Source organism: Croceitalea sp. W27 (assembly GCF_055693185.1).
In genome coordinates this window covers 2,276,622-2,300,742 of sequence record NZ_CM146327.1, presented here as the reverse complement: position 1 = coordinate 2,300,742, position 24,121 = coordinate 2,276,622, and the positions used below count along the sequence as shown (strand labels likewise).

General features: G+C 36.9%; 20 protein-coding genes and 1 pseudogene. 8 read left to right on the top strand and 13 right to left on the bottom strand.

Going from position 1 to position 24,121, the window contains the following annotated elements; translation table 11 throughout:
• The first annotated feature begins 10 nt into the window (after positions 1-10).
• From ACZ1GR_RS10320 to arsS, 6 genes and pseudogenes are all read left to right on the top strand, one after another.
• Positions 11-3,214, top strand: a complete 3,204-nt coding sequence (locus ACZ1GR_RS10320; RefSeq protein WP_472608902.1) for a SusC/RagA family TonB-linked outer membrane protein — start codon at positions 11-13, stop codon at positions 3,212-3,214.
• Between the two features lie 160 nt (positions 3,215-3,374).
• Positions 3,375-4,805, top strand: coding sequence for a SusD/RagB family nutrient-binding outer membrane lipoprotein (locus ACZ1GR_RS10315; RefSeq protein ID WP_472608901.1), 1,431 nt, complete (start codon positions 3,375-3,377; stop codon positions 4,803-4,805).
• A gap of 137 nt (positions 4,806-4,942) precedes the next feature.
• Complete coding sequence (locus ACZ1GR_RS10310) at positions 4,943-6,322, top strand: sodium:solute symporter (RefSeq protein WP_472608900.1); 1,380 nt, start codon at positions 4,943-4,945, stop codon at positions 6,320-6,322.
• Positions 6,307-6,933, top strand: a pseudogene (locus ACZ1GR_RS10305) (metallophosphoesterase family protein); the annotation flags it as partial. The gene ACZ1GR_RS10310 and the pseudogene ACZ1GR_RS10305, both read left to right, overlap by 16 nt.
• A 240-nt stretch (positions 6,934-7,173) precedes the next feature.
• Positions 7,174-7,509 (top strand): arsenosugar biosynthesis-associated peroxidase-like protein, encoded by a 336-nt coding sequence (locus ACZ1GR_RS10300; RefSeq protein ID WP_099573502.1) that lies wholly within the window; start codon positions 7,174-7,176, stop codon positions 7,507-7,509.
• A 117-nt stretch (positions 7,510-7,626) separates the two neighbouring features.
• Positions 7,627-8,682 (top strand): arsenosugar biosynthesis radical SAM (seleno)protein ArsS, encoded by a 1,056-nt coding sequence (gene arsS / locus ACZ1GR_RS10295; protein WP_472608899.1) that lies wholly within the window; start codon positions 7,627-7,629, stop codon positions 8,680-8,682.
• 76 nt (positions 8,683-8,758) lie between these two features.
• Here arsS and ACZ1GR_RS10290 read toward each other — a convergent pair whose 3' ends face one another.
• The 3 genes from ACZ1GR_RS10290 to ACZ1GR_RS10280 are packed head-to-tail and all read right to left on the bottom strand — an operon-like array spanning position 8,759 to position 11,359.
• A complete protein-coding gene (locus ACZ1GR_RS10290; RefSeq protein ID WP_472608898.1) occupies positions 8,759-9,802 on the bottom strand; it encodes a glycosyltransferase family 9 protein in 1,044 nt (347 codons plus the stop codon).
• Positions 9,789-10,391, bottom strand: coding sequence for a DUF4254 domain-containing protein (locus tag ACZ1GR_RS10285; RefSeq protein ID WP_472608897.1), 603 nt, complete (start codon positions 10,389-10,391; stop codon positions 9,789-9,791). Before ACZ1GR_RS10285 ends, ACZ1GR_RS10290 begins: the two co-directional genes overlap by 14 nt.
• Positions 10,392-10,423: 32 nt before the next feature.
• Entirely contained in the window at positions 10,424-11,359 is a 936-nt protein-coding gene (locus ACZ1GR_RS10280; RefSeq protein ID WP_472608896.1) for a DUF6427 family protein, read from the bottom strand.
• Between the two features lie 39 nt (positions 11,360-11,398).
• Here ACZ1GR_RS10280 and ACZ1GR_RS10275 point away from each other — a divergent pair, with 39 nt between their 5' ends.
• Positions 11,399-11,620, top strand: coding sequence for a DUF6341 family protein (locus tag ACZ1GR_RS10275; protein WP_472608895.1), 222 nt, complete (start codon positions 11,399-11,401; stop codon positions 11,618-11,620).
• Positions 11,621-11,657: 37 nt separating this feature from the next.
• On the opposite strand, the gene purD is transcribed toward ACZ1GR_RS10275, so the two are convergent.
• The 10 genes from purD to ACZ1GR_RS10225 all read right to left on the bottom strand — a co-directional run bounded on the left by purD (position 11,658) and on the right by ACZ1GR_RS10225 (position 23,776).
• A complete protein-coding gene (gene purD / locus ACZ1GR_RS10270) occupies positions 11,658-12,929 on the bottom strand; it encodes a phosphoribosylamine--glycine ligase (RefSeq protein WP_472608894.1) in 1,272 nt (423 codons plus the stop codon).
• 42 nt (positions 12,930-12,971) lie between these two features.
• Complete coding sequence (locus ACZ1GR_RS10265) at positions 12,972-13,952, bottom strand: UDP-glucuronic acid decarboxylase family protein (RefSeq protein ID WP_472608893.1); 981 nt, start codon at positions 13,950-13,952, stop codon at positions 12,972-12,974.
• Between the two features lie 8 nt (positions 13,953-13,960).
• Positions 13,961-15,313 carry an undecaprenyl-phosphate glucose phosphotransferase gene (locus tag ACZ1GR_RS10260; RefSeq protein ID WP_472608892.1) on the bottom strand — a complete coding sequence of 451 codons (1,353 nt, stop codon included), beginning with the start codon at positions 15,311-15,313 and terminating at the stop codon, positions 13,961-13,963.
• A gap of 26 nt (positions 15,314-15,339) precedes the next feature.
• Positions 15,340-16,077: a WecB/TagA/CpsF family glycosyltransferase gene (locus ACZ1GR_RS10255; RefSeq protein WP_472608891.1), complete on the bottom strand. Its 738-nt coding sequence runs from the start codon at positions 16,075-16,077 to the stop codon at positions 15,340-15,342.
• A complete protein-coding gene (locus tag ACZ1GR_RS10250; protein ID WP_472608890.1) occupies positions 16,064-16,936 on the bottom strand; it encodes a delta-aminolevulinic acid dehydratase in 873 nt (290 codons plus the stop codon). The genes ACZ1GR_RS10255 and ACZ1GR_RS10250 overlap by 14 nt, the downstream gene beginning before the upstream one ends.
• Positions 16,937-17,251: 315 nt before the next feature.
• Complete coding sequence (locus tag ACZ1GR_RS10245; protein ID WP_472608889.1) at positions 17,252-19,402, bottom strand: bi-domain-containing oxidoreductase; 2,151 nt, start codon at positions 19,400-19,402, stop codon at positions 17,252-17,254.
• A gap of 10 nt (positions 19,403-19,412) precedes the next feature.
• On the bottom strand, positions 19,413-20,753 hold the full coding sequence (locus tag ACZ1GR_RS10240) for a phenylacetate--CoA ligase family protein (RefSeq protein WP_472608888.1): 1,341 nt from the start codon (positions 20,751-20,753) through the stop codon (positions 19,413-19,415).
• A gap of 5 nt (positions 20,754-20,758) precedes the next feature.
• Positions 20,759-21,802, bottom strand: coding sequence for a CapA family protein (locus ACZ1GR_RS10235; RefSeq protein WP_472608887.1), 1,044 nt, complete (start codon positions 21,800-21,802; stop codon positions 20,759-20,761).
• Complete coding sequence (locus ACZ1GR_RS10230; protein ID WP_472608886.1) at positions 21,799-22,908, bottom strand: glycosyltransferase family 4 protein; 1,110 nt, start codon at positions 22,906-22,908, stop codon at positions 21,799-21,801. The genes ACZ1GR_RS10235 and ACZ1GR_RS10230 overlap by 4 nt, the downstream gene beginning before the upstream one ends.
• Positions 22,883-23,776 (bottom strand): O-antigen ligase family protein, encoded by an 894-nt coding sequence (locus ACZ1GR_RS10225; protein ID WP_472611811.1) that lies wholly within the window; start codon positions 23,774-23,776, stop codon positions 22,883-22,885. Before ACZ1GR_RS10225 ends, ACZ1GR_RS10230 begins: the two co-directional genes overlap by 26 nt.
• Here ACZ1GR_RS10225 and ACZ1GR_RS10220 point away from each other — a divergent pair.
• Complete coding sequence (locus ACZ1GR_RS10220) at positions 23,715-23,981, top strand: hypothetical protein (RefSeq protein ID WP_472611848.1); 267 nt, start codon at positions 23,715-23,717, stop codon at positions 23,979-23,981. The genes ACZ1GR_RS10225 and ACZ1GR_RS10220 overlap by 62 nt on opposite strands.
• Positions 23,982-24,121: the final 140 nt, after the last annotated feature.

Sequence of the window (24,121 nt, the reverse complement as noted above, 5' to 3'; positions counted from 1 at the left end):
ATACAAATAAATGAAGTATTATTTACTGAGCGTATTACTGCTTTTTGTGGTGGCATTAAATGCTCAACAAACCATATCAGGTCGCGTTAGCGATATCAACAATTTGGGGATACCTTATGCAAATATTTTAGCCGTAGGTACACAAACTGGAAGCACAACAGATGAAAATGGAAACTATGAAATTACGGTTCCAGAAGGTGTTTCTCTTCTAGAATTCTCTGTTCTCGGATACAAAACACAGACTGTTTCCATTCAAAATCAAAACATAATCAATGTACAATTAAAGGAATCTTCAGAACAGCTAAATGAAGTGGTGCTAACGGCACTAGGACTTAAACGAGAGACTAAAGAATTGGGCTATGTAGTACAAAGTTTAGATGCTAAAGGTGTTACTGAAGTAAAATCTGTCAACTTTTTGGATAATCTTGCAGGTAAACTAGCAGGAGTGACCATTAACCGAGGTGCAACTGGTGTCGGTTCTTCCTCAAAAATTACCATTCGTGGTGAAGCTTCATTCTCTAATAACAATCCTTTATTTATAGTTGACGGAGTTCCCATCAATAACAACTCGGTCTTCAACTTCACCAATGAAGCTGCAGCCGGATTCCAAGAAGTTGATTTTGGTAATGGTGCTATGGAGGTGAATCCGGATGATATTGCCGAAGTTTCGGTATTAAAAGGACCAAGTGCAGCTGCGTTATACGGTACACGTGCGGCAAACGGGGTTATTGTTATCGAGACCAAAGATGGTTCTAAAAGTAAAGGTCTTGGCATAAGTTACAATACCAGTTTCTTTGTCGACTCAGCGTTTAGATTGCCTGATTTCCAAAATGAATATGGTCAAGGACAAGCAGGAGTTTTTGAGTTTGTAGATGGCCTCGGCGGTGGTACCAGTGATAATATCACCTATAGTTGGGGGCCTCGTTTAGATGTCGGTAATTTAATTCCGCAATTTGATAGCCCGGTGACCTTACCTGATGGAACTATAGTTCGCGGTGGAGATACTTCGGTATATAATGGACTTCCTATCACCCTAACAGAATTTCGTTCCAATCCTGATAACCTTAAAAACTTCTACGAAACAGGAACTACCTTTATCAATAACCTAGCGATTTCTTCTGGCTTTGATAAGGGTAATTTTAGGCTTTCATTTACTGATTTACGCAGTGAAAGTATCATTCCCGGAGTGAATTTAGATAGACAGACCATATCGTCTCGTTTAAACTTCCGTCCAACGGATAAATTACGTATTAGGTCGAGCATTAGCTATATAAACTCTCAAAGTGATAACAGACCGTCCAATGGATACGGCTCTGAGAACGTAAATTATTCTCTAGTTGCATGGGGTCCACGGTCGCTTAATATCGATAACCTACGCAACTATTGGCAACCAGGTTTAGAAGGTTTACAGCAGTATTCTTTCAACTATACCTTCTTTGATAATCCGTTTTTTATACTACAAGAAAACCGAAACTCTTTTAACAGAGATCGTGTTTTTGGTACTATTTCCGCGTCTTATGATATCACCGACAATTTATCGGCTACGGTACGCACTGGAATGGACTATTCTAGCGAATTACGCCAGTTTCGAAGAGCGTTTAGCACCAACCGATTTAGAAATGGGGGCTATGCTGAACATGACGTGTTTTATAGGGAAATAAACACCGATTTTCTTTTAAATTACAACAACTCCTTTGGTGATTTTAAGGTTGATGTTTCTCTTGGTGGTAACCGTTTGGACCAAAAGGCATTTACCTCACAGTCGCAAACGACGAGTTTGGCACAGCCGGGGATATTCCGCTTGAGCAATGCTGCATCACCAATCGAGGTTTTTGAGTTTGAATCCAATAAACGTATCAACAGTTTTTATGGTTTGGCCAAATTTGGTTACAAAGATTATCTGTATTTGGATATTACGGGTCGAAACGATTGGTCAAGTGCTTTAGCGACGCCTTTTTCTGTAGATAATGTATCGTTTTTCTATCCATCGGTATCTACAAGTTTTATATTATCCAATGTAACAGAATTACCCCAAGCGATTTCATTTGCAAAACTTCGTGCGAGTTACGCGCAGGTTGGCAATGATACCAATCCATACCAGACCACAGGGGCATTTATCGCGCAAACACCATTTAATGGGCAGCCTACGTTTAGTGACCAGAACCTTATTGCTAATCCTAATTTAAGACCGGAACAGACCGCGGCTATTGAAGTTGGTGCTGACATCCGTTTCTTTGGGGATAAGCTGAATTTAGATGTTTCGTACTATAACGCAGTAACCAAAGACCAGATTATATCCTTACCTATTGGTATTTCCTCCGGATTCACGCAACAAGTGGTCAATGGTGGTAAAGTGCGTTCCAAAGGTTTAGAAGTAATATTAGTAGCAACGCCTATAGTAACTCAAAACTTTAAATGGAATAGTACCGTGAATTTTAGTACAAATCGTTCTACGGTAGAAGACTTACCACAAGATGATGGCCGTTTAACACTAGCCTTCTCTAGAATCTACGATAGTCAAAACCAAACCGTTTTTGTACAGGTAGAAGAAGGTGGTCGTATTGGAGATTTGTATGGAACAGGATATTTGAAAAACGAAAATGGTGATTTTATTCTAACGGATGAAGGACGCTACATTCCTGATAATACCTTGCAAAAATTAGGAAATTCAAATCCAGATTTTATGGTAGGTTTCAATAACCAATTTAATTATAAGAATTGGGATTTAGGCTTTCTTTTAGACTGGCGCCAAGGCGGAATTATAGTTTCCCGTACGCGAGCTTTAGGGAATGTTGGTGGTCAATTGGCTGAAACCGCTTTTAGACCAGAAGAAGGTATTGTGCCACAAGGTGTTGTAAACACAGGTACCGATGAAAATCCGGTTTATGTTCAAAATACTACAGCAGTTACCGCTGAAAGTTTCTACCGCCAGTTTTATGATAGAAACCATGAAGAGAATAATACCTATGATGCCTCTTTCTTGAAACTACGACAGTTTTCCGTGGGTTACACCTTTGAAAATCTTAAGTTTTTGCAGCAAGATGCGAGTTTACGATTATCACTTATTGGTAGAAATCTATTTGCCATTACTGAAAATCCACATTTTGATCCAGAACAATTAGCCGTTCAAGGGCAAGGATTTGTGAGTGGTGTAGAAGACATGTCGTATGCCACCACAAGAAGTATTGGATTTAAAGCTGGGTTTAATTTTTAATTAGAAGATGATGAAATTTATATACACACTAATAACGAAATGGCTGTCTCCTCGAGCGGAGTCGAGAGGTAAAACTATCCTGGTCCCTGTTGTTCTCGACTCCGCTCGAACTGACAGAGATACTCTTTTCAAAAAAATTAAGGTAAATTCAAAATTGCCTTTGAACTTGATTCTTGTATTTGCACTTGTATTTGCAAGCTCATGTACCAAAGACTTTGAAGAAATCAACACAAACCCTAATCAGCCTGTTGCTGTGCAGCCTAGTTTGTTGCTAAGACAGGTGATTTATGATTATGGAGAACAAATGTCCTACGAAGGTTTTACCGCAGGTGATTTGTTAGGGCAATACCGAACTGCACTAGATTTTAATTTGTTTGACCGACATGATTTAAAATCACCGCAATTGGGTGGTAATCCTTGGCCTATTCTATATACAAACCTTAGGGATAATGAGGAGATTTTACGCTTGTCATTAGAAAATCCAACTTTTGAAGTATATGAAGGTCCAGCCCGAATTTTAAAAGCCTATATGGCCGGAGCCTTAACGGATATGTTTGGTGATGTGCCTTACTCAGAAGGTTTTCAAGGAAAGACAGAAACCGTTACGCCTGTTTATGATAATCAAGAGCTAATCTATAATGGTGAAGAAGGAATCTTTGATAATCTCGAAAAAGGGATTAACGCTATAGAAAATTATGCAGGTACTATTCCGCTTGAGGGTGATATTCTTTTTGAGGGTGATTTACAGGCCTGGGTGCGTTTTGCAAAGTCGCTCCAAATCAAATTTTTAATGCGTACCTCAAACGTTCAAGATAATGCAGCAGCATTGCAAAGTCTAGTAGATGAAGGTGGCTTCATAACTGCTAACAGCCAAAATGCAGCGTTTGATTTTAATGATGGAGAACCCAACAACTTCCGCTTAGCGCGATTACGAATTGGAGACTTCAACAACTTTGTGCTTTCAGAAACGATGGATGAAATTCTAACGGATTTAAATGATCCAAGAATTTCAACACTCTTCCGTCCTTTTTCAAATAGTACATCTGGCGAATACAATGGTTTGCTTAATGGTGTTGATGCCACACAGAATGCGGTTGTCTTGGCCGATTTCTCTTTAGCAGGAACAAGTTTTAGAGAAGCGACCAGTGCTTTGGATGCTAACTTTATGACCAGTTGGGAAACACATTTTCTATTGGCGGAGGCCGCAGAACGTGGCTTTATCACTGCCAATGCACAAACGTTATACGAAACTGGGGTAACACAAGCTTTTGAATATTGGAATACTGCATTACCAGCAACTTATCTAAGTGCAGAAGGGGCTTTTACCAATGGTGATGCTCTAAAAAATATTATAACCCAAAAATGGATAGCAAATATCATTAATGGATATGAAGGGTGGATAGAATACCGAAGAACAGGCTTTCCGCAATTAAAAACAATTTCAGCTAGTTTAAATAATGATTTGCTCCCTGTTCGCATGCCCTATCCTGCAGAGGAGCAAGCATTGAACGCTGTAAACTATGAAGTGGCAGCGGCCAGAACGGATGGCAATAGTATTAATTCCCCAGTTTGGTGGGATGAGGCCCCCTAAGATTTACCTACTCTGGTGTTATTGCTCGAATAGGTTGATGGTTGATAAAAATATGTTTTCTGTCAGGTCGAGCCTGCCTAGTCGGCAGACAGGCGGAGTCGAGACCTAAAAAGAATAAAAGAGTTATTAAATTATAAATGAATTATAACAGTATCATAACGCTTGCAGAAGTTTCCTCTTTCGGAGTAGAAGGGTTACAGTGGGCACTTGTAATAACATCAAGTTTGGTGCTGTTCTTCCTTTCTCCTTTGGCAAAAAATACCAATCAGTTTTTTAAAGCTGTTCAAAAAAAGAAAGCACCCAACACCTTTATGTTGATGGGTAGTTTGGTGATTTCGTGGATATTCGCCAAAAGCATCACCAATGCCGCAAATTTAGGGTTAGATTATGGTATTGTAGGCGGTGTGGCTTACGCTGCCTATTATCTATCATTTGCAGTAGCTGGTATCGTAATCTATAAAATGAGGCTTCATGGAAAATATACTAGTATCCATCATTTTTTGACATCCAAGTTTGGTAAAGGAGCAGTTGCCGTATTCTCTATATTAATTGCCATTCGGCTCTTTAACGAAGTTTGGAGCAACACCATGGTCATTGGCACCTATTTTGGCGATATGGGTTCCAGTTCGTATTACTGGTCCATTTTAGTTTTTACAGCATTAACATTAGCGTATGTTTTAAAAGGTGGTATGAGTAGTTCCATTTTTACAGATGTACTTCAAATGGGCTTATTTGGTATTTTACTCTTGGTGATTCTTGGTGCTATTTTTACTTCAAAAGAAACATTTACACCTACCCAAGTTATTAGCTCTGGTGTTTGGTCTTTTGATATGGGATTAAATCTACTTTTTGCAGCGGTATTACAATCCTTTAGTTATCCATTTCACGACCCTGTACTTACTGACAGAGGTTTTTTAAGTAGTCCTAGGGTCACACTAAAAAGTTTTTTATGGGCTAGTATAATTGGAGGCATCTGTATTGTACTGTTCAGTATAATTGGTGTGTATGCGCAATCGCAAAATATGACAGGGCAAGCAGCTGTAGAGGTTGGCAAAGCCTTTGGTGTTGTTATTTTATTAGTTATTAATTTTATTATGATTACCTCAGCTGCATCTACTTTAGACTCTACCTTTTCATCTTTTTCAAAGTTATTAGCTGTTGATTTAAACATGGGTAACTCTTTGAAATTTGGACGATGGTCTATGGTTGTTATTGCCGTTTTAGGTACTATTCCTGTTTTCTTGAATGCAGAAATACTCTCGGCAACCACAATAAGCGGTACCATGATTATTGGATTAACTCCCATATTTCTATTTTGGAAAGACAAAGCCTCAAAAATCAGTTTTCATTTAAGTGTTTTTTGTGGAATACTATTCGGATTTCTATTGATTTTTAGTTGGTTTCCACAGTCATTAATATTTACCACGGGAAAGTATGCCGATTTACTTTGGATTAATTTCTGGGGAATTTTAAGCTGTATACTACTCTATTTTATGCCCAAATGGATAAGGATATAAAACATATCGGAACTAAAACCGGAAAGCTTTTGCTTTTTGGCGGTGTCTATAGCAACTTACAGGCTATAGAGCAACTAATGGCTATTGCCAAAGATGAAGGGATTGCTCCTGAAAATTGTATTTGTACAGGAGATATCACTGGCTATTGCGCCCAACCTGAAGAAACTGTTCAGGCATTTAAAGCTTGGGGGGCTTTGAGTATTGCAGGCAATGTAGAATTACAATTAGCAAATGACAGTGAAGATTGCGGTTGCGATTTTAAAGCTGGTGGTCGCTGTGATAGTTTTTCTAAACTTTGGTTTCCGTATACCAAAGGACATTTATCTAAAGAATCTTTAGATTGGATTGCTACCATTCCCGAATACATAAGTTTTGACTATGGAGGAAAAAAAGTAACTGTAGTACATGGTAATTATGGTAATACGTCGGAATTTATATTTCAATCGAATGCTGACACCAGTAAACAAAACTGTTTTAAAAAGACTAAAAGTGATGTAATTATCGCAGGGCATTGTGGACTACCATTTCATCAATCCATAAAAGAAAAACTATGGCTAAACCCTGGTGTTATTGGTATGCCGGCAAATGATGGCACCACAAGAGTGTGGTATATGCTCTTAGAAATAGGAGGAGGTGAATTAAAATATACTCATCGGTCTTTTGAATATGATTACAACACTACGCAACAATTAATGTATAAAAACCACCTACCCGAAGAATATGCAGATACGCTTTCTTCCGGCATTTGGGATAATATGGAAATCCTCCCTGAAGTTGAAAAAATGGGGCAGGGCATTCCGATTTACCTAGACAATACAAAACAAAATATAGTACCTAAAACACAAAAAAAGATGGCAGATACGTATTACAATCCGAAAGATTTACGAAAATTTGGAAAAATTACCGAATGGAGCGAAGAGCTTGGTACCAAGTTTTTTGATTATTATGGTAAGGTTTTCGAAGAAGGCGCACTAAGTGCTAGAGAGAAATCTTTAATTGCTCTTGCGGTTTCGCACGTTGTCAAATGTCCGTATTGCATAGATGCGTATACCAAAGATGGTTTACAAAAAGGAATTACGAAAGAAGAAATGATGGAAGCAGTGCATGTTGGCGCCGCAATTGAGAGTGGAGCAACCTTGGTACACGGCGTGCAGATGATGAACAAATATGATAAGTTGTCGATGTAATCGACAGAACGCTACGCTCTTAGATTTAAGACCGCTGCGCTTTTAGAAAATAGATAATTAATAGCATTTAATTGGTGGTTTCTTAATACTCACCACTAAGTACTCAATACTAATAATATGGCTACAAAATCATTAAAAGCAAAAGGAAACGAGCTTGCACAAAGCAACAGACAGCTTGATATTCTTAACGGAGGCATCTTCGCAGACGGGGGACTACCTTATTTCAAGGATAAAATCGGCGAAATAGGGCATTTTCCACTGCGTCCTAAAAAGTTGGAAATCCTTCAAATCAATGTAGGGTATATGTGCAACCAAGTGTGCGAACACTGCCATGTAGATGCTGGCCCCGATCGAAAGGAAATCATGACCCGTGAAACCATGAAACAATGCTTGGAAGTGATTAAAAATACGGGGGCACACACGTTAGATTTAACTGGCGGTGCACCAGAAATGAATCCTGATTTTGAATGGTTCGTCGAAGAAGCTGCAAAAGCCGGAATCAAAGATTTTATTGTACGTTCTAACCTTACCATTATTAGAGCGAATAAAAAATACTACCACTTGCCAGATTTCTTTAAAAAACACAATGTGCATGTAATTTCCTCTATGCCACATTATACCCGTGGCAAAACTGATAAACAACGTGGCGATGGAGTTTTTGATAAGTCGATAAAAGCCCTGCAAGAACTCAACTCACGGGGTTACGGAATGCCGGGTAGTGATTTACGTTTAGATTTGGTCTACAACCCATCTGGGGCATATTTGCCAGGAGACCAAATGGCTATGGAAAAAGACTTTAAAAAGGCTTTAGATGAGGATTTTGGTATTCAATTTCATAACCTCTTTGCCATTACCAACTTACCTATAGCGCGCTTCTTAGATTACCTCATCGCTTCAGAAAATTATGAGGACTATATGTATGCCTTAGTGGAAGCTTATAACCCTGCAGCAGTGGCAAATGTAATGTGTACCAATACGATTTCCATTAGTTGGGATGGTTGGCTCTACGATTGTGATTTTAACCAGATGCTCGACCTTAAAGTGGCTAGCAAGGTAAAACACATTAAAGATTATAATGAAGATTTACTGAACGATAGAAACATCATTATTTCACAGCATTGCTATGGCTGTACAGCAGGTGCAGGAAGTAGTTGCCAGGGGACGGTGGCTTAGATTTTATAAATAGCTTGATTTCTTCGCAAACTAGTCGTTGAATTTCCTTTAATTATTAAAATTGGATAGAAATATATTAGTGGATTACTTCTAGGACTTTTTGAATTACATCATCTGGCGAAATAGTTTTCATGACATCATTATATCCATCAGGAGCTTTATTCCCATAAATAGAAGTAGGTATTAACGGAAACTTTTCTCTGTCAGCCAATAAAGCATTATCCGCTGGCTGACCGAAAGGTGCAAAACCGGCATATGGATGGGTTACGCCCCATAACGTTACCACCGAAACCCCATAATTCGCTGCTAAATGGGCGTTACCACTATCCATGGAAAGCATTATATTTAAATTTGAAATTATGGAGAGTTCTTGCGTAAAGGACATTTTTCCTACTATGCTAATGCAATTTACGAACTTTTCTTCCCATGCTTCCAAGAGTTGTTTTTCATGATTTCCACCTCCAAAAAGTAGTATTTGATAGTTTCCTGAAGCATTTAGTTTATCAACAACTTCCTGCATTAATTTATATGGATACGTTTTTCCTGAAAAGGCTGCAAACGGTGCAATACCTATCCATTTTTGTGTTTTGGGACATGATAAATCCGGAAGCCTAACGGCGATCTCTTGTTTAGGTAATGTAAAATTCTCCTGCAAACGTATAGGGAAATTTAGTGCTTTGAACACTTCTGCATATCGCTGGTGTGTTGTTTTTAAAGGTCGGAAAAAATTTGGTTCTCCTGAGGTCAGCGCTTTCTTCTCTTTCCTTCCTTTATCAATTTTCTGAAAAGGGGTTCCTGAAAACCAAAAGAAAAATTTTAAAATATTACTTCGTAGCACATTGTGTAAATCTGCTACTGCATCAATATGCAATAATTTCAGTTCTCTGTACAATTTCCAAAGTCCGAAAATTCCCTTGTGCTTTTCTTTTACATCAACGCCATAGACCGATATATTAGGGATTTCCGAAAAAATAGGTTTAAAAAAGTCTTTGGTAAGAACAGTGATTTTAAGTTCTGGATAAGTATTTGTGAGGTGTAAAAGCACAGGAACAGTCATCGCAATATCGCCCATGGCAGATAGGCGAATAATAAGGAGATGGTACGTTTTATTTTTGTCCACGAAGGATGGGGTTTAATTCCTCATCATTATACATCTTCATTTGTTTGTAGACTTTCATGTACTTTTTCCCCGTTTCAATGTCGGCCAACAATTGGTCAATTGCTGTTGATAGGTCTTTCTTTTGCTCTAAAAGTACTTGAAGTTTAGCACTACATTTTTCAATGTGTGATGGTGAAGCGTCCGTTCTATTGGCCTCCTCTTGCATATGGTATATCTTCAGTGCTAGAATAGACAATCTATCTATCGCCCAAGCAGGACTTTCCGTATTTATAGTGGCATCTTCTTTTATTTCAACCGATTGGTATTTTTTTAGAAAATAACTATCTATAAATTCTACCAAATCTGTTCTGTCTTGATTACTGGCGTCAATTTTACGTTTTAAAACAAGGGCTGCCGAAGGCTCAATTTCTGGATCTCTAATAATATCTTCATAATGCCATTGTACGGTATCAATCCAGTTTTTACGATATAATAAATGCTCTATACTGTCTTTGTCATATGGGTTTGAAAAAGACTGGCTTACATCATCAAGCACATGGTACTTATCAATGCTTTCTTCAAATATCTTAAAAGCGGAATTACTGAACATGATAGAAATTTTAGCAAATATACCCTATCTGTTTATTTTTTTACCAGATCAATAAGAAGTAAGGTAAACGGAAAGAATATGCATACCAGCAATACTGCTTCTTTCAATCGCTTCTTTTTAAAGGTTTCCAAAAAATTTGTGGCGAAAATCGCCGCAGGAAAAAACGAATAAAGCAGTATGGTATAGTTCTTATTTTCAAGATTTTGAACACTAAAAACCACAATAGCCACTAGAAAGTAGACCAGTAACAAGCGTAAATGTATAATTCTTCCAACGCCTTGGTATCCTTGTTTAACAAGCACGAAGCTTGCAACCATTAAAATTACAATGATATATAGAAAAGGTTTTATGCTAAAATTGGCCATAAAACTTTCCAATAAATTAGTGTCAACATCTATTACATAATGATTCTCAAGGAAATTAATATTCTTGGTCAAGACCAGAAATGCACTTATTAACAAAACAAAAAAGACAATAGCGATAATCGGCACCAGCCAATTCTTAAATTCTTTCGTGCCGTAGATATAGACTGCCAAAAAAACCACTACTAAAAACAGCAACACCCAAGGATCAAAAACACTCGCGACACATATCCAAAGTGTAGCATCAAAAATCTTCTGTTTTACCTGTTTTAGACTTTTTAAAGCTAGCAAACGATTTAATGACAACATTAAAAAAAGGTTGCAAAATACAATCTCCTTATACTGCAAAGTCTTTGGCACTGCCATACATAACAGTACAAAGAACAGCATGGCAAAAGAAGTGGTATTGGTTGTTTTTCTTGTTCTAACGGTCTCTTGCACCCCAATTACCTGAAGCGAAATTGCAATTAATATAAGCAGAAGAAATACAACACTATCGAAGTTGATTTTTAAGATAAAATAGTTGGCAACATAAAAAAGAACGAGTATAATCAGTAGAACCAAATAGTTGATCGGCTTAGTTTTGCTAAAAAAACTTGATATCATATTATGTTTTACTATTTTTGCCTAGTAAATATAGCTAAGATGAGTGCATTTTTTTATTGGATAGAAGACTTATTTGTAAACGTACTTTTTGCCCCTTATGATTTTTTCCGTTTTATGGAAAACTGGTGGGGTGCAAACACCATCAACTGGTTGTTTATGATTATTGGTTTTTTAGCTATGATTTACTGGATGGGACAGTTAAAAATCTTTAATGACAACGGCGAAGAAGACAAAAGTAGCACTTCGCATTCTTATTTATAGTTTCATTTCAACCCGAAAGTTAGCTTCGCTATTCCATTTAAAGGTCGAAGCCTAAATCTTTTCGGTAGTACATTCCATCAAAACTAATTGTTTTCAGGCTTTTATAGGATGTTTTCAGGGCATCCTTAAAATCAACACCATAGGATGTTACTGCCAATACACGCCCCCCATTGGTCTCGATTTTTTTGTTATCCGATTTTGTGCCCGCATGAAATACAATAGATTCGTTAGCTAGTTCTATGCCCTCGATTTCTTTACCTTTCTCATAGGCTTGCGGATACCCTCCTGAAACTGCCATTACCGTAACTGCAGCCCTATTATCGATATCTAAATCGATACTTGCTAAGTTCTGGTTTGCTACAGCTTGTAAAATTTCAACAAAGTCATTTTTAATTCTTGGGATGACTACTTCCGTTTCCGGGTCGCCCATACGTACGTTGTATTCTATAACCTTCGGGTCGTCACCGACTTTTATCAAGCCGATAAAAATAAACCCTTTGTAAGGATAGTTATCCTTCTTTAATCCTTCAACCGTAGGTTTTACAATTCGTTCTTCTATTTTTTGGATAAATGCCGAATCAACGAACGGAACCGGTGAAATAGCCCCCATACCACCTGTATTGAGTCCGGTATCTCCTTCTCCGATACGTTTATAGTCTTTAGCCATTGGCAATACTTTGTAATTTTCACCATCGGTAAGTACAAAGCAACTTAATTCGATACCGTCTAAAAACTCCTCGATAACGACCGTTGTACTTGCAGCACCAAACTTGGCGTCTAAAAGCATCGATTTAAGCTCATTCTTTGCTTCTTCAATGTCATTGAGTATCAAAACCCCTTTCCCTGCCGCTAAGCCGTCCGCTTTAAGCACAAATGGCGGATTTAAACTTTCTAAAAACGTATACCCTTCTTCTAGGTTGTTTGAAGTAAAACTTTGATACGCAGCGGTAGGAATGTTGTGCCGCATCATAAACTCCTTTGCAAATTCTTTTGAGCCTTCTAAAGTCGCTGCCAATTTTTCCGGACCTATTACCGATACGTTTTTTAGTTGTTCATCTCTCAAAAAGAAATCATGGATTCCGTTTACCAAAGGGTCCTCAGGACCAACGAGAACTAGGCTAATACTCTCTTTTAAAACTAGTATTTTAATCGCTTCAAAATCATTGACCCCAATAGCAACATTCTCGGCTAGCTCTTTGGTTCCTGCATTGCCCGGTGCTACAAAAAGCTTAGTCAGTTTGCTGCTCTGCGCTATCTTCCAAGCTAAAGTATGTTCGCGTCCTCCAGAGCCAAGAATAAGAATGTTCATTTGTCTAATTTTTGGCTAAAATACTATTTGAAAAAAGTCTAGCTAAGAATTGTTAGAAAAATCTCTATGTTCTTTTTTTTGAAGTTCTTCAGGGGACAAAGATTTAAAGTAGTCATATACTTTCTTCAATCCTTCAGAACGATGCACTTTAGGTTCCCATCCTAATACTTCTTTAGCCCTTGAAATATCTGGTTGCCGTTGCAGAGGATCATCTTTAGGCAATTCTTTATAAATAATTTTCTGATCAGTGCCTGTGAGTTTTATGATTTCTTGGGCAAATTCAAGAATGGTTGTCTCATCTGGATTTCCGATGTTGACGGGCTCCACATAATCGCTCATTAACAAACGATATATTCCTTCTACTTGATCATCTATGTATGTAAAAGATCTTGTTTGGGAACCGTCTCCAAAAACCGTTAAATCTTCACCTCGCAAAGCCTGACCCATGAATGCTGGAACTACACGGCCATCATTTAATCGCATACGAGAACCATAGGTATTAAAGATTCGAACGATACGAGTATCTAGTCCATGATGCCGGTGGTATGCCATGGTAATTGATTCCATAAACCGTTTAGCTTCGTCATAAACTCCTCTAGGTCCAATGGGGCTTACGTTTCCAAAATATTCTTCGTTTTGGGGGTGTACTAATGGGTCTCCGTATACTTCCGAAGTAGATGCAACCAAAATTCTTGCATTTTTCTGCTTGGCCAATCCTAGAAGATTTAAAGTCCCCAGTGATCCTACTTTAAGCGTTTCAATCGGAATCTTTAAATAATCAATAGGGCTTGCTGGAGATGCAAAATGCAGGATATAATCCAGTTCCCCTTCTAGATGAACAAAAGTGGAAACATCATGATGGTGAAACTCAAAGTTTTCTAAAGGAAATAAATGCGCTATGTTTTTTAAATCTCCTGTAATCAGATTATCCATTCCAATTACATAATGACCTTCTGCAATAAATCTATCGCAAAGGTGCGAACCTAAAAATCCTGCAGCTCCTGTGATTAGGGTTTTTTTCATCTATAAAATCAATACGCTTTTTCTTCTCCAGCAATACCATTAAGTATGGTCTGAAAAATAATTTTCAAATCTAATAGAAAAGACCAGTTTTCTACATAGAAAATATCAAACTTAATCCTGTTTTGAATATCACTATCCTGCTCTATTTCTCCTCGATACCCTCTAACTTGAGCTAGCCCTGTTATGCCTGGCTTCACAAAATGGCGCAGCATGTATTTATCTACTTTATTTGCATATTCATCTGTATGCTTTAGCATATGTGGTCTCGGCCCTACAACAGACATATTTCCAAACAATACATTATAAAATTGCGGTAACTCATCAATACTAGTTCTTCTTATAAACCTGCCAATCTTAGTTACTCGCATATCGTTTTTACCTGCTTGTTTGGCATCCGCATCTTCGTTAACTGCCATGGACCTGAACTTAAAACATTGGAATTCTCTATTGTCAAAACCAGTCCTTTTCTGTATAAAGAATATTGGGCCTTTAGACTCCAATCTTATTAATAAGGCCAATATTGGAGCAAACCATATTAAGATTCCGAAAATAACAAACACCGAAAATATAACGTCAAAGGCTCTCTTTGTGAACGCGTTAATAGGATTATGTAAAGGTATATTCCTTAACGAAAGTATCGGAAGGTAATCATAGTACTCAAACTTTAATTTTTTAGAAAATATGTTTTTATTATCAGGAAGAAATTTTAGTGTTTTAAGATTATTATCTGCAAAGTTGATAAAAGCACTTATTTGGGTGTTCGTAAGTTCAGATACCGAACAATAGATTTCGTCTACATTATTCTTTACTATAAAGCGAAAACAATCCATTATATTGAATTCGTCTTTTTTAGGAGAAAACTGTTTTTTAAAATCATACCCATATTCTGTTCTTTCTGTAAAGACATTGATGAGTTGTTGGGTTTTTTTATTGTCGCCTATGACTACCACATTTCTAATATTACCCTTAATCTTTTCTCTATACTTCATTAAGAGGTAATAGAAGACAAATTTTAAAATAAACACAGCTATAAAAACAAAAGCAACATATTTGGCAAGAGCCAGTCTGCTCATGTTGGGTTGTTTAAAAAACCCAATAAATGCATATACAATTAAACCATAGAAAAAAAATTGTCTAAAAAGCAGTTTTAAAATATGGGTGACCTTAGTATACCTATAAATAATATAAAACTCTACCGAAAATGCGATGACTATCCATGCAATGGAAATATAGGTGTGGAATAAAACTACCTCAATTATGTTTATTGGAAGTAAATAAGCTAGATAGTTAATAACAACTAAATCTATTCCGTAAGAAATGGGATTGATAAAACCTGAATATCTGCCCTGTTTGAAAAACATTTTATATCTACTAATAACTAAAGGTATTAAAAACCAAACTTCTCCTTGATAACTAATACTATGAATTTGCTGTTTCCAACCAAATAACGTTTCCACATGCGTTTAGGCTCTTGAATCAATCTAAATAACCATTCCAACCCAAATTTTTGCATCCAAACAGGTGCTCTTTTTACTTTACCAGCAATTACATCAAAACTTCCCCCTACACCCATAATAAAATTCACTTTTGAAAGTATTTGTTTGTTCTCATAAAGAAAATTTTCTTTTATAGGGGAACTTATTGCAACAAATAACATGTTAGCACCACAATTGGAAATATACATGGCAATATCTTTTTCTTCCTCCTTCTCAAAATATCCATTTCTAAAACCAGCAACTAAATTGGGAGAATATTTTTTGGAATATATATCTACAACTTTTTTTAGGACTTTTTCTTCTGCTCCAAAAAAGAAAATTTTATGCTTGTTCCTATATGCAAGCTCCACCAAATTGGACATAAGATCAATGCCCGCAACACGCTCTTTTAATGGTTTCCGCAATATTTTGGAGGCCCATACTACTGCCTGGCCATCAGCATTGATTAAATCACTTTGGTTTACACTTTGACGCAGTTTTAGGTCTGTTTGCATGGCAACAATTTTTCCAGCATTTACAACTACATGATGGATTTGCTCCTTTAGGTTTATAGCTTTGGAAATCTTATTCAGTGTTTCAGACATACTCAAATTATCAATATACGTCTGAAGAATTTTAATTCGAGCCATTATTTTTTTGATTTATTATATAGTAACTCATTGAATACATCATCCATGATTGAGCCCATCTCATATAAGGGATTTTAGAACTTATCACTTTCTTTTTCTGGTAGTAAAAGAAGCCTCTTTTATCCTGCATATTTTCTATTGTCCATCCCAAAACTTTTTCTATTAGTTCCTTGTTTTCTTGGAAACAATTCATTTTGCAAATGGTAACAATTAGTTGAGCTGGAGCGTGAATATCTATTGGGTATGTCTTATTGTTGTAATATTTAGCCCTACCGTCTTCAAGAAAAAAATTTTCCAGATAATATTTTAATCCTTTATTAATGCTATTTTGAAAAGCTTTATCCCCTGAAATTTTAGTGTATACATAAAGACATTCAAGGTTAAATCCAGTGTGAAAGCTATCAATCCACTGATGGTGAGGAAGGTTGCTATAAACCCAAGAGCCATCCTTATTTTGTTTATTGCTAACATAGTTACAGATTTTTTTTGCCTCACTTAGGTATCTGTAGTCCCCACTGTATTTATAACATTGAGAAAGCAGTTTTGCCCCCAATAAACCTGCATTAAAAACCTGAGTTTTGTCTAAGGGAGAATATGAAAGTGTGTAGTTTTTGTTTTCATCATAAGTTCTATTCAGGTCATTAAGCACAAATTTTGAGCTGCTAAGAGCAACTTTTTTGTATTCGTCTTTTCTGGTAAGATCAAAAGCCATAAATAACGCTTCAACAACAAAACTAGTAGCAACTACTGTTGGTGTTCCTTTGGGCTGAAAAAAAGCTCTGGCTTGCCAATCGAAGTTATATCCCCAACAAGCGCCGGAATAGTCGCTTGAACTTAGCTTCACTAATTTATTTGCCAAGAATTCAATCTTTTTTAGGGATTCCTTCTGGTCAATTTTCGCTTTGTACATATTAGAATAAGCAATGACAAATAACCCGAGCCCTTTAGGATTATAACCTTTACTTACTCCAAAAACATTCCTTAGATTAACAGGGTTTCTTTTGAAAAGTTGTATCCAGGCTAGTCTAAAGTAACTCGATTTTCCTAAAAAAGTATGCTGAATTAGCCAACTATTCAATCCATCATAAGGATCCCAACCTTTATAGTTTTCTTTCTCACAATATTCTCTAAGTCTTTTAAAAGATTCGTTTATAATGAACATCACGGAAGAAAATCAATTTATTTGTTGTGGAAGTCCCGTAGCTAAAGAGTCCAGGATTTTAAATGTAACCAGCGTGGTGTAATAAATAGATTCAAAAGTCAATGGTGTTTCTTTTTCTTTATCCTTTAATGAGTTTAAAAAAGCATTTACTTCTTGTCTATGGCCTTTCCCTGATTCCTTTAGCTTGGTTTCTTTGTTGTTCTTATGTATAGAACCTTTCCTAAAATCAAAAATTCTTCCAATTTTACCTCCAGAAAATACTTCTACCAATTCTTTTGGCATAGATTTATCCCCATTGCCCAAATAAAGTAAGTTTCCTACGGAACCATCTTCAAATGAAACAACCACCGAAATATTGTCCTCAGGTGTAATCAGGGCATTACTGGTTTTTATACTCTCCGCATAGACCTTAATTGGTTTTGCGTCGGCAAAAAATTGAAAAAGGTCTATAAAGTGGCACATCTCTCCAATAACACGACCTCCCCCGAGTTCTGGGTTTTGCGTCCAATGTTCCTTTGGTATAAATCCAGCATTTACCCTAATGTTAATGACCTTTGGCTCGCCATTGCTTTCAAATTCATTTTTTATTTTGGTTGCCAATGGAGAAAACCTTCTATTGAACCCTACCATTAATTGGCCTTGATTTAGTTCATAGGCATTCTTCACCTCTAAAAGCTCATCAAGGTTCATGGCTAAAGGCTTCTCAACAAAAACATTTTTCCTCGCTTGTAAACACTCAATAACATATTTAGCATGAGAATTGTGTGGGGTAGCTATGAAAACCGTGTTAATTTCATCATTGCCAACCACATCCACAGAAGAAGTAGAAGCATGGTTAAACGAAAACTTAGAAGCTACATTTTTTGCAGATATCCCTTTTGTAGTGACCACCGTTTCCAAAGAAGCACCCCATGATTTCACAGAAGGAATAAGGTAACTTTGGGCAAAACTTCCAGCTCCGATAAACCCTACGTTAATAATTCCAAGCGCATTATTATTGGACATCGAAACCAATGTGGAGTCCCTACCTTCTGATTTTGGATAAGACAGTAGAATTCCTATGTGCGGTTCTGGATTATTTCCCATTACAATCTCATAGGCTTTTTCCGCTTCCAATATGTCAAAAACATGGGTGGTCAGTTCATTAAGTTTGATTGCTCCTTGAGAAACTAAATCTAAAAAAGCTTCCATGTTTCTTTGCTCTGTATAACGTACATAGGCTAGTGGATAGTCCTGTCCATTCTCTTCATAGTTCACGTCATACCTCCCTGGGCCGTAAGAACAAGACATTTTTAATTCTAATTCTTTCCTATAAAAGTCTGGATCTCTCGGGACATCCATTTTAACCGCTCCAACGACAATTACTTTCCCTTTTTTTCGACTAATAACAGCTGAAAGTTCTATCGGATCATTTGAAGTTGTGGCTGCGGTTATTATTACACTGTCAAAGCCGTGTCCATTGGTGAAATTGTCCACTGCTGTCAACAAATTTTCGTCATTTCGTAAAAGCGCTTCATCCGCTCCACTGTTCTTTGAGATTTCCACCAAATTTGGAGATAAATCCATACCGAAAACCCGACAACCATTTGCTTTGAGCAATTGAACCGTAATTTGGCCCAAAAGCCCCAATCCTATAACACATATCCTATCTCCGAGCCTTGGTTCAGCTTGTCGAACTCCTTGTAGGGCTATTGCACCAAGAGTTGTATAGCTGGCTTGTTCGAAACTAACATTATCAGGGATTCTGGCAATTAAATTCTGGGGCACTCCAACAAATTCTGAATGGGATGCATAATCTTGACCTGCACATGCAACCCTGTCCCCAGGTTTGAACGCCCCATTGCTATCAAGGGATGCTTTTACAATGCCAGAAGTACTATAACCTAGTGCCTTGAGAGAATCAAGTTTTGTACGTACCTTTTCCAGGGTTGCTTTTACTCCCTCCTTCTTCATGTTTTGAAGGACTTGCGCAACCAAATCTGGCCTTTGTTTGGCTTTGCCTATCAGATTGGCTTTTGCAACTTTTACGGTTCCTCTCTCCGTTCCAGAACTGATAAGTGAAAATTTGTTCTCTACCAAAACCATCTTATCTGTAATTGCGGGAACAGGAACATCATCTATATATAAGTCTCCTGTTTTAAAATTTTGTATGACCTGTTTCATAGTTCAATTTCTAGTCACTGATTTTTTGTATTAGAAAAATATGTTTTCCAGTAGGTGTTTTTTCTATATTGTCACAAACCTTCAAATTTACACTTAGTTTTCCATTGACAGAATTTTCAAGCTTTTGCCTAAAAAGGATAGTATCAAAATTTATTTCATCTTCCAAGACAATTCTAACCAACAATTTACCTTTTTCCGCTTGTTCTAATTGCAACTCTTTGATTAATGCAAATTCATCGAAATGTTGTCCAAAAATAAATGCTGTCAAAGATACCTTTGTTTTGTCATCTAAGTAAATATAATCTTGTTTTCTGCCATGAATTCTTCTAAAGCTTCTTCCTTTAAATCCACATTTACAGGAATCAGTATCCGCATATTCCGCCTCGTCACCTGTATCATAACGAATTAAGGGCATCGCTTTGTTATCATATCCAGTAGCTACAATTCTTCCTTTTACAAATGGTTGGGTAATTGGCTGATTTCTTTCGTTTAAAAGCTCCGTAAAACCATAAAAAGGGTAAATGTGAAAGTCATTTGAATATGCACAGTTGCCGGCATGCACCAGTCTTTCCGAATGACCATACCAATGTACTATTGTTGCATTGGTTTTGGTTTTGATATATTCGCGGTCTTTTTCGGACAACCCTTCAGAACCTAAAAACATGGCCAATATGGAAGAAGGTAGCTCTTTACCAAAATCATCAACTATTTTTATAAGATTTTTAAGTGCAGATGGATAGGCATGAATATATTTTGGTGAAAAGTTTTTGATTCTTTCAAGTACTTGTCCAACATTGTCTTTGTTCAAAAGATAACAAGAAATAGCCAGTTTATTACCTATTGGTTGATACTCATACAGCTTGTTGTTAGATAGTGCCTCACCTCTTACCATCAATACTTTATCTCCATCCTTATAACCAAATTGTCCCCAGTACCAATCAAAATGGGCTTTTTCCTTTGGGCGAGAAATATCGGACTCAAGATAAAATTCGAATGGGGTTCCACTGGAACCTCCCGTATTGGAAAGCAATCTCTTTGTATGGTTCGAATTACAAAAGTCTTCAAAGTTATCACGTACCATGGTTTTGTCGATGACTGGAAAATCCGAAAGCTCTTGGAGTTTCTTTCCCTTATAAAAACCTATACTTCTAGTCGCGATACTCAACTGTTTCATTAATAAGTGCTCAAAATTAGCGTTGAAATCAATTCTCCGTCCGTACTTTACATAGAAACCTCCATATTTAATGTTTTTGGGGATAAGTTGATATGCTTTACCCAAAATCCATTTAATAGGATATGGAAGCTTTTTGTAAAACTTCAACAAACCATACAAACTATCTTCGAAACTCATACGGGTCAATATTTTAACTTTCTTGTAATTATGGAAGCAAAATACGTGGAATAATGTCTCAATGCCTTAAGGGGGTTTTTTCTAAATCTTTCTGCCATAGATTTTATTTCCCTCATGATCAAAACCTTTCTTAAACGACTATGATAATATTTGCTGTCTCCAATTTTTGAGTTTACAAAGTCTTGGTACAACAGTCCTTGTTCGCTTGCATCAACTAAAGGCAACTTACAATCCAAATCGTAACGATACAGTTGTGGGGTACATGAAAGGATTGAATTTTTATCAAATTCCAGATTAAGACAAAATGAAAAGTTTCGTTGAGCACCTTGGCTTTTGGAGAAACCTAATTCTTCTTCAGGGATGTAAATAAAACTTCCCAAACTGTAAGCTATAATTCCGTGGGCATATTTCTCTATGCCCTGAACAATGTGAGGGTGGTGTCCTATTACTGCGGAAGCACCAGAATCGATAAACGAACGCGCATTTTTTATTTCTTTTTCATGTGGGGCATCTATCAACTCAGTCCCCCAATGCGGGTATACAATAACATGGTCACATGCTTGCTTTAAAGAGATAACTTTATCTAAAACTGCTTTTGTATCATAAGGGTCAGGGCCTTTACGTCTATCCTTCCTGCTCCACCTTCCTTTCTTTACAAATGCAATTACCCCAAACTCTATTCCATTGCAACTAAATCTTAAAACATTGAAATCCTTTTTCCCGAAACCAAAAACTGAAATTCCTTTAGAAATCAAAAAATCTCTCATGTCCAATACACCCTCCAACCCATAATCCATACAATGGTTATTGGCCAAACCATATGCATTGAACCTATCTAAGCTCAATGATGTGAAGTACGGAAAGGTCACCCCATATTCATCTGGAACATCATAAAAATTCTTGGCCCTTCCGTTTGGAATCACAAACTCCATGTTACCAATATTATAATCGGAGTCTGGCAATACAACTTCATGAAATGGGTCGATACCCATTTCTTCATATTTTCTAAAAATTGAAACATCCCCAACAAAATTTATTGATGCTCTCATTGTTTGATCAACTCATTAAATACCTTCAGCATGTTCATTTCAAAACTTTTTATGGTATAGTTCTCTTTAAAAGAATGTTGCGCCTCGGATGCCATTTGATTTATCTTTTCACCATCGAGTAAAAGATTTTCTAAACAATCGGCAAGGCCTTCCACATCTCTTTCATTTATTGTAAATCCATTCCTTCCAGAAGAGATTATTTCAGGTATGGCTCCATTGGTCGTGGAAATGGGAACAAGACCCATCATCATGGCTTCTAATATTGAAAGTGGAAAACACTCGTTTGCATAGTATGTGGGAAAAACAAAAATTCCACAGGAGGAGAACATTTCCCATTTTTCATCATCATACCTTGGACCCAGCACCGAAACTTTTTTCTCCAGGCCTTTCTTTAGAAGGATATCCTTAAGCTCAAGTACAGTCAAGTCATTTGTATTCCCTCCTACAATTTTGACAGCGAAGGGAATTTCTTTTTCGTGTAGGATTTCCAAAGCCTTTACCAAATCCATTATACCCTTGCTCTTCTTTAGTGCAGAAAGATACAGTATGCTTTTATGTTCCCTGTTAGAATCATCCTTTTTCTTGCATAAAGGGATTCCATTGGGAACAATAAAAATCTTGCCTTTATGGACATCTTCAATATCATATACCAAAAGTTTGGAAAGACATATTACACTGGTATTATTGAAAACAAAACGATAAAGGGTTCTTTTAAAGAATGAATCTAGATTATTGGAAATACCCTTGCCATGAAGATGGTATAGTATGTTACATTGAAAAACCTTTAAAACCGTTACAAACAATGTGTCTCTAAGGAAAGCCCCGCCAACAGGTGACAAAGTAAAATAAACCAGTCTATATCTGTTTCCGGCTAGGGCCCACAGAAGTTTCCACATAACTCGAAACATTTTCAAAAGTTTTACCAAGGAGAAACTGCCTATTTGGCTTACCTTGTCAACAAAATCCAAATCGATGATTGTCACTGCATATCGTTCCCCTATACGATTGCTGCTCGCTAAATATTGATTCATTAACGAAGCACCATGCACAGGTGGCGGCATCTGCGTGAGAAATAATATTTTAGGGCGTGGGTCTTTCCTTGCCATGCTGATTAATTGTTTGGGTGTTTTGAAGAAATATGATAAAAAAGCTAAAGAAGATTATGCCTTTGTTAATGGCCAAAACTTCTTCTGTAATACTAGTAATCATCAATAGAACCATTAATGAAAAAAGTAAAAAATTTCCTTTGGAAATGGCCCTGTAAAGTCCGACTGCAATAAACATTACAAATAAGCAAAATCCTACTAGACCCATTTGGACCAAATATCTCAAGTACATATTGTGGCTTGTATAATTGGCTTCTAGGCCCAAGGCAAATCCCTTTTCTTGGTACATTTTCAAAAGTTCAATCTGGGTGCACCCAGTCCCCACACCAAAAGGGGCGTTTGTTTTATAAACTTCCAATGCACAATCCCATTTTGCCAATCGTACATTAATTGAGTTCCACGCCGGGTTTTTTGCTGGGGTTTCATAAGAAAATTGAAACATTCCGGGTTTGATGCCTCTAGCTTTTTTAGCAAAAACAACTATGACGATAAGGCACAGAACAGTCACTAGAACAACCATTCGCCTTCTTGACAAACCCTTGTTTTTAAGAACTAGGATAAAAGTAATTCCAATTATAGCAGTCGAAAAAATTACTGCAAATGAATTGAGTAGATAAACCTGGAATAACGCCCAAAAGAAAAGAAGCCAAATAAAAAATGGCTTTTTTTTGAGGAATCTCCTCTCAATGATGCCAAAATAAAGAATGATAAACGCTGAAAACGCAGTAAAAATGGAAAGATAGGTGGCATGGAATCCAATATTGCCACTTAATCTGTGATATCTGAAAAAATTTTCCAAAACAAGATTGTCCTCATTAAAAATATATGGTGAGCCATTTTCAAAAGCCCTAAAACCGGCAATCACCATTGCTATTGTTAGCGCTAAAATCGTGGTCAAGGAAAATGCGAGCACCATAACCCGTAGCTGGGATTTTGACAATTTAATAGTGCCTAAAACAAAAGGGAATAGAAAAAATGCTGTGGTTTTTTCTATTTTCTTTAGCCCCAAAGAAAAATCACAAGAAAACAAAAGCCAGATGACAGAAGTTAACAATAATAAGACCAAAAAATAGCCAAGTCCGATATTGCCGTACAAAAATGACCTGTTCTTTGTCAGGGCCAAAATTGAAACAAGCACCAATAATCCTATCAGTATGTTATTTATGACCATCGGTAAAAGAAGCGATATGCTGGTCATGACCAACAAATAATA

Excerpts from the sequence above, each read along its gene's own strand:
- arsS (WP_472608899.1), top strand. The coding sequence starts at position 7,627 with ATGGCTACAAAATCATTAAAAGCAAAAGGAAACGAGCTTGCACAAAGC.
- ACZ1GR_RS10285 (WP_472608897.1), bottom strand. The coding sequence starts at position 10,391 with ATGTTCAGTAATTCCGCTTTTAAGATATTTGAAGAAAGCATTGATAAG.
- ACZ1GR_RS10310 (WP_472608900.1), top strand. The coding sequence starts at position 4,943 with ATGAATTATAACAGTATCATAACGCTTGCAGAAGTTTCCTCTTTCGGA.
- ACZ1GR_RS10240 (WP_472608888.1), bottom strand. The coding sequence starts at position 20,753 with ATGAGTTTCGAAGATAGTTTGTATGGTTTGTTGAAGTTTTACAAAAAG.
- ACZ1GR_RS10255 (WP_472608891.1), bottom strand. The coding sequence starts at position 16,077 with ATGGCTCGAATTAAAATTCTTCAGACGTATATTGATAATTTGAGTATG.
- ACZ1GR_RS10225 (WP_472611811.1), bottom strand. The coding sequence starts at position 23,776 with ATGGTGATTGCCGGTTTTAGGGCTTTTGAAAATGGCTCACCATATATT.
- ACZ1GR_RS10320 (WP_472608902.1), top strand. The coding sequence starts at position 11 with ATGAAGTATTATTTACTGAGCGTATTACTGCTTTTTGTGGTGGCATTA.
- ACZ1GR_RS10280 (WP_472608896.1), bottom strand. The coding sequence starts at position 11,359 with ATGATATCAAGTTTTTTTAGCAAAACTAAGCCGATCAACTATTTGGTT.
- ACZ1GR_RS10300 (WP_099573502.1), top strand. The coding sequence starts at position 7,174 with ATGGCAGATACGTATTACAATCCGAAAGATTTACGAAAATTTGGAAAA.
- purD (WP_472608894.1), bottom strand. The coding sequence starts at position 12,929 with ATGAACATTCTTATTCTTGGCTCTGGAGGACGCGAACATACTTTAGCT.
- ACZ1GR_RS10265 (WP_472608893.1), bottom strand. The coding sequence starts at position 13,952 with ATGAAAAAAACCCTAATCACAGGAGCTGCAGGATTTTTAGGTTCGCAC.
- ACZ1GR_RS10235 (WP_472608887.1), bottom strand. The coding sequence starts at position 21,802 with ATGAGAGCATCAATAAATTTTGTTGGGGATGTTTCAATTTTTAGAAAA.
- ACZ1GR_RS10260 (WP_472608892.1), bottom strand. The coding sequence starts at position 15,313 with ATGTTTTTCAAACAGGGCAGATATTCAGGTTTTATCAATCCCATTTCT.
- ACZ1GR_RS10230 (WP_472608886.1), bottom strand. The coding sequence starts at position 22,908 with ATGGCAAGGAAAGACCCACGCCCTAAAATATTATTTCTCACGCAGATG.
- ACZ1GR_RS10245 (WP_472608889.1), bottom strand. The coding sequence starts at position 19,402 with ATGAAACAGGTCATACAAAATTTTAAAACAGGAGACTTATATATAGAT.
- ACZ1GR_RS10275 (WP_472608895.1), top strand. The coding sequence starts at position 11,399 with ATGAGTGCATTTTTTTATTGGATAGAAGACTTATTTGTAAACGTACTT.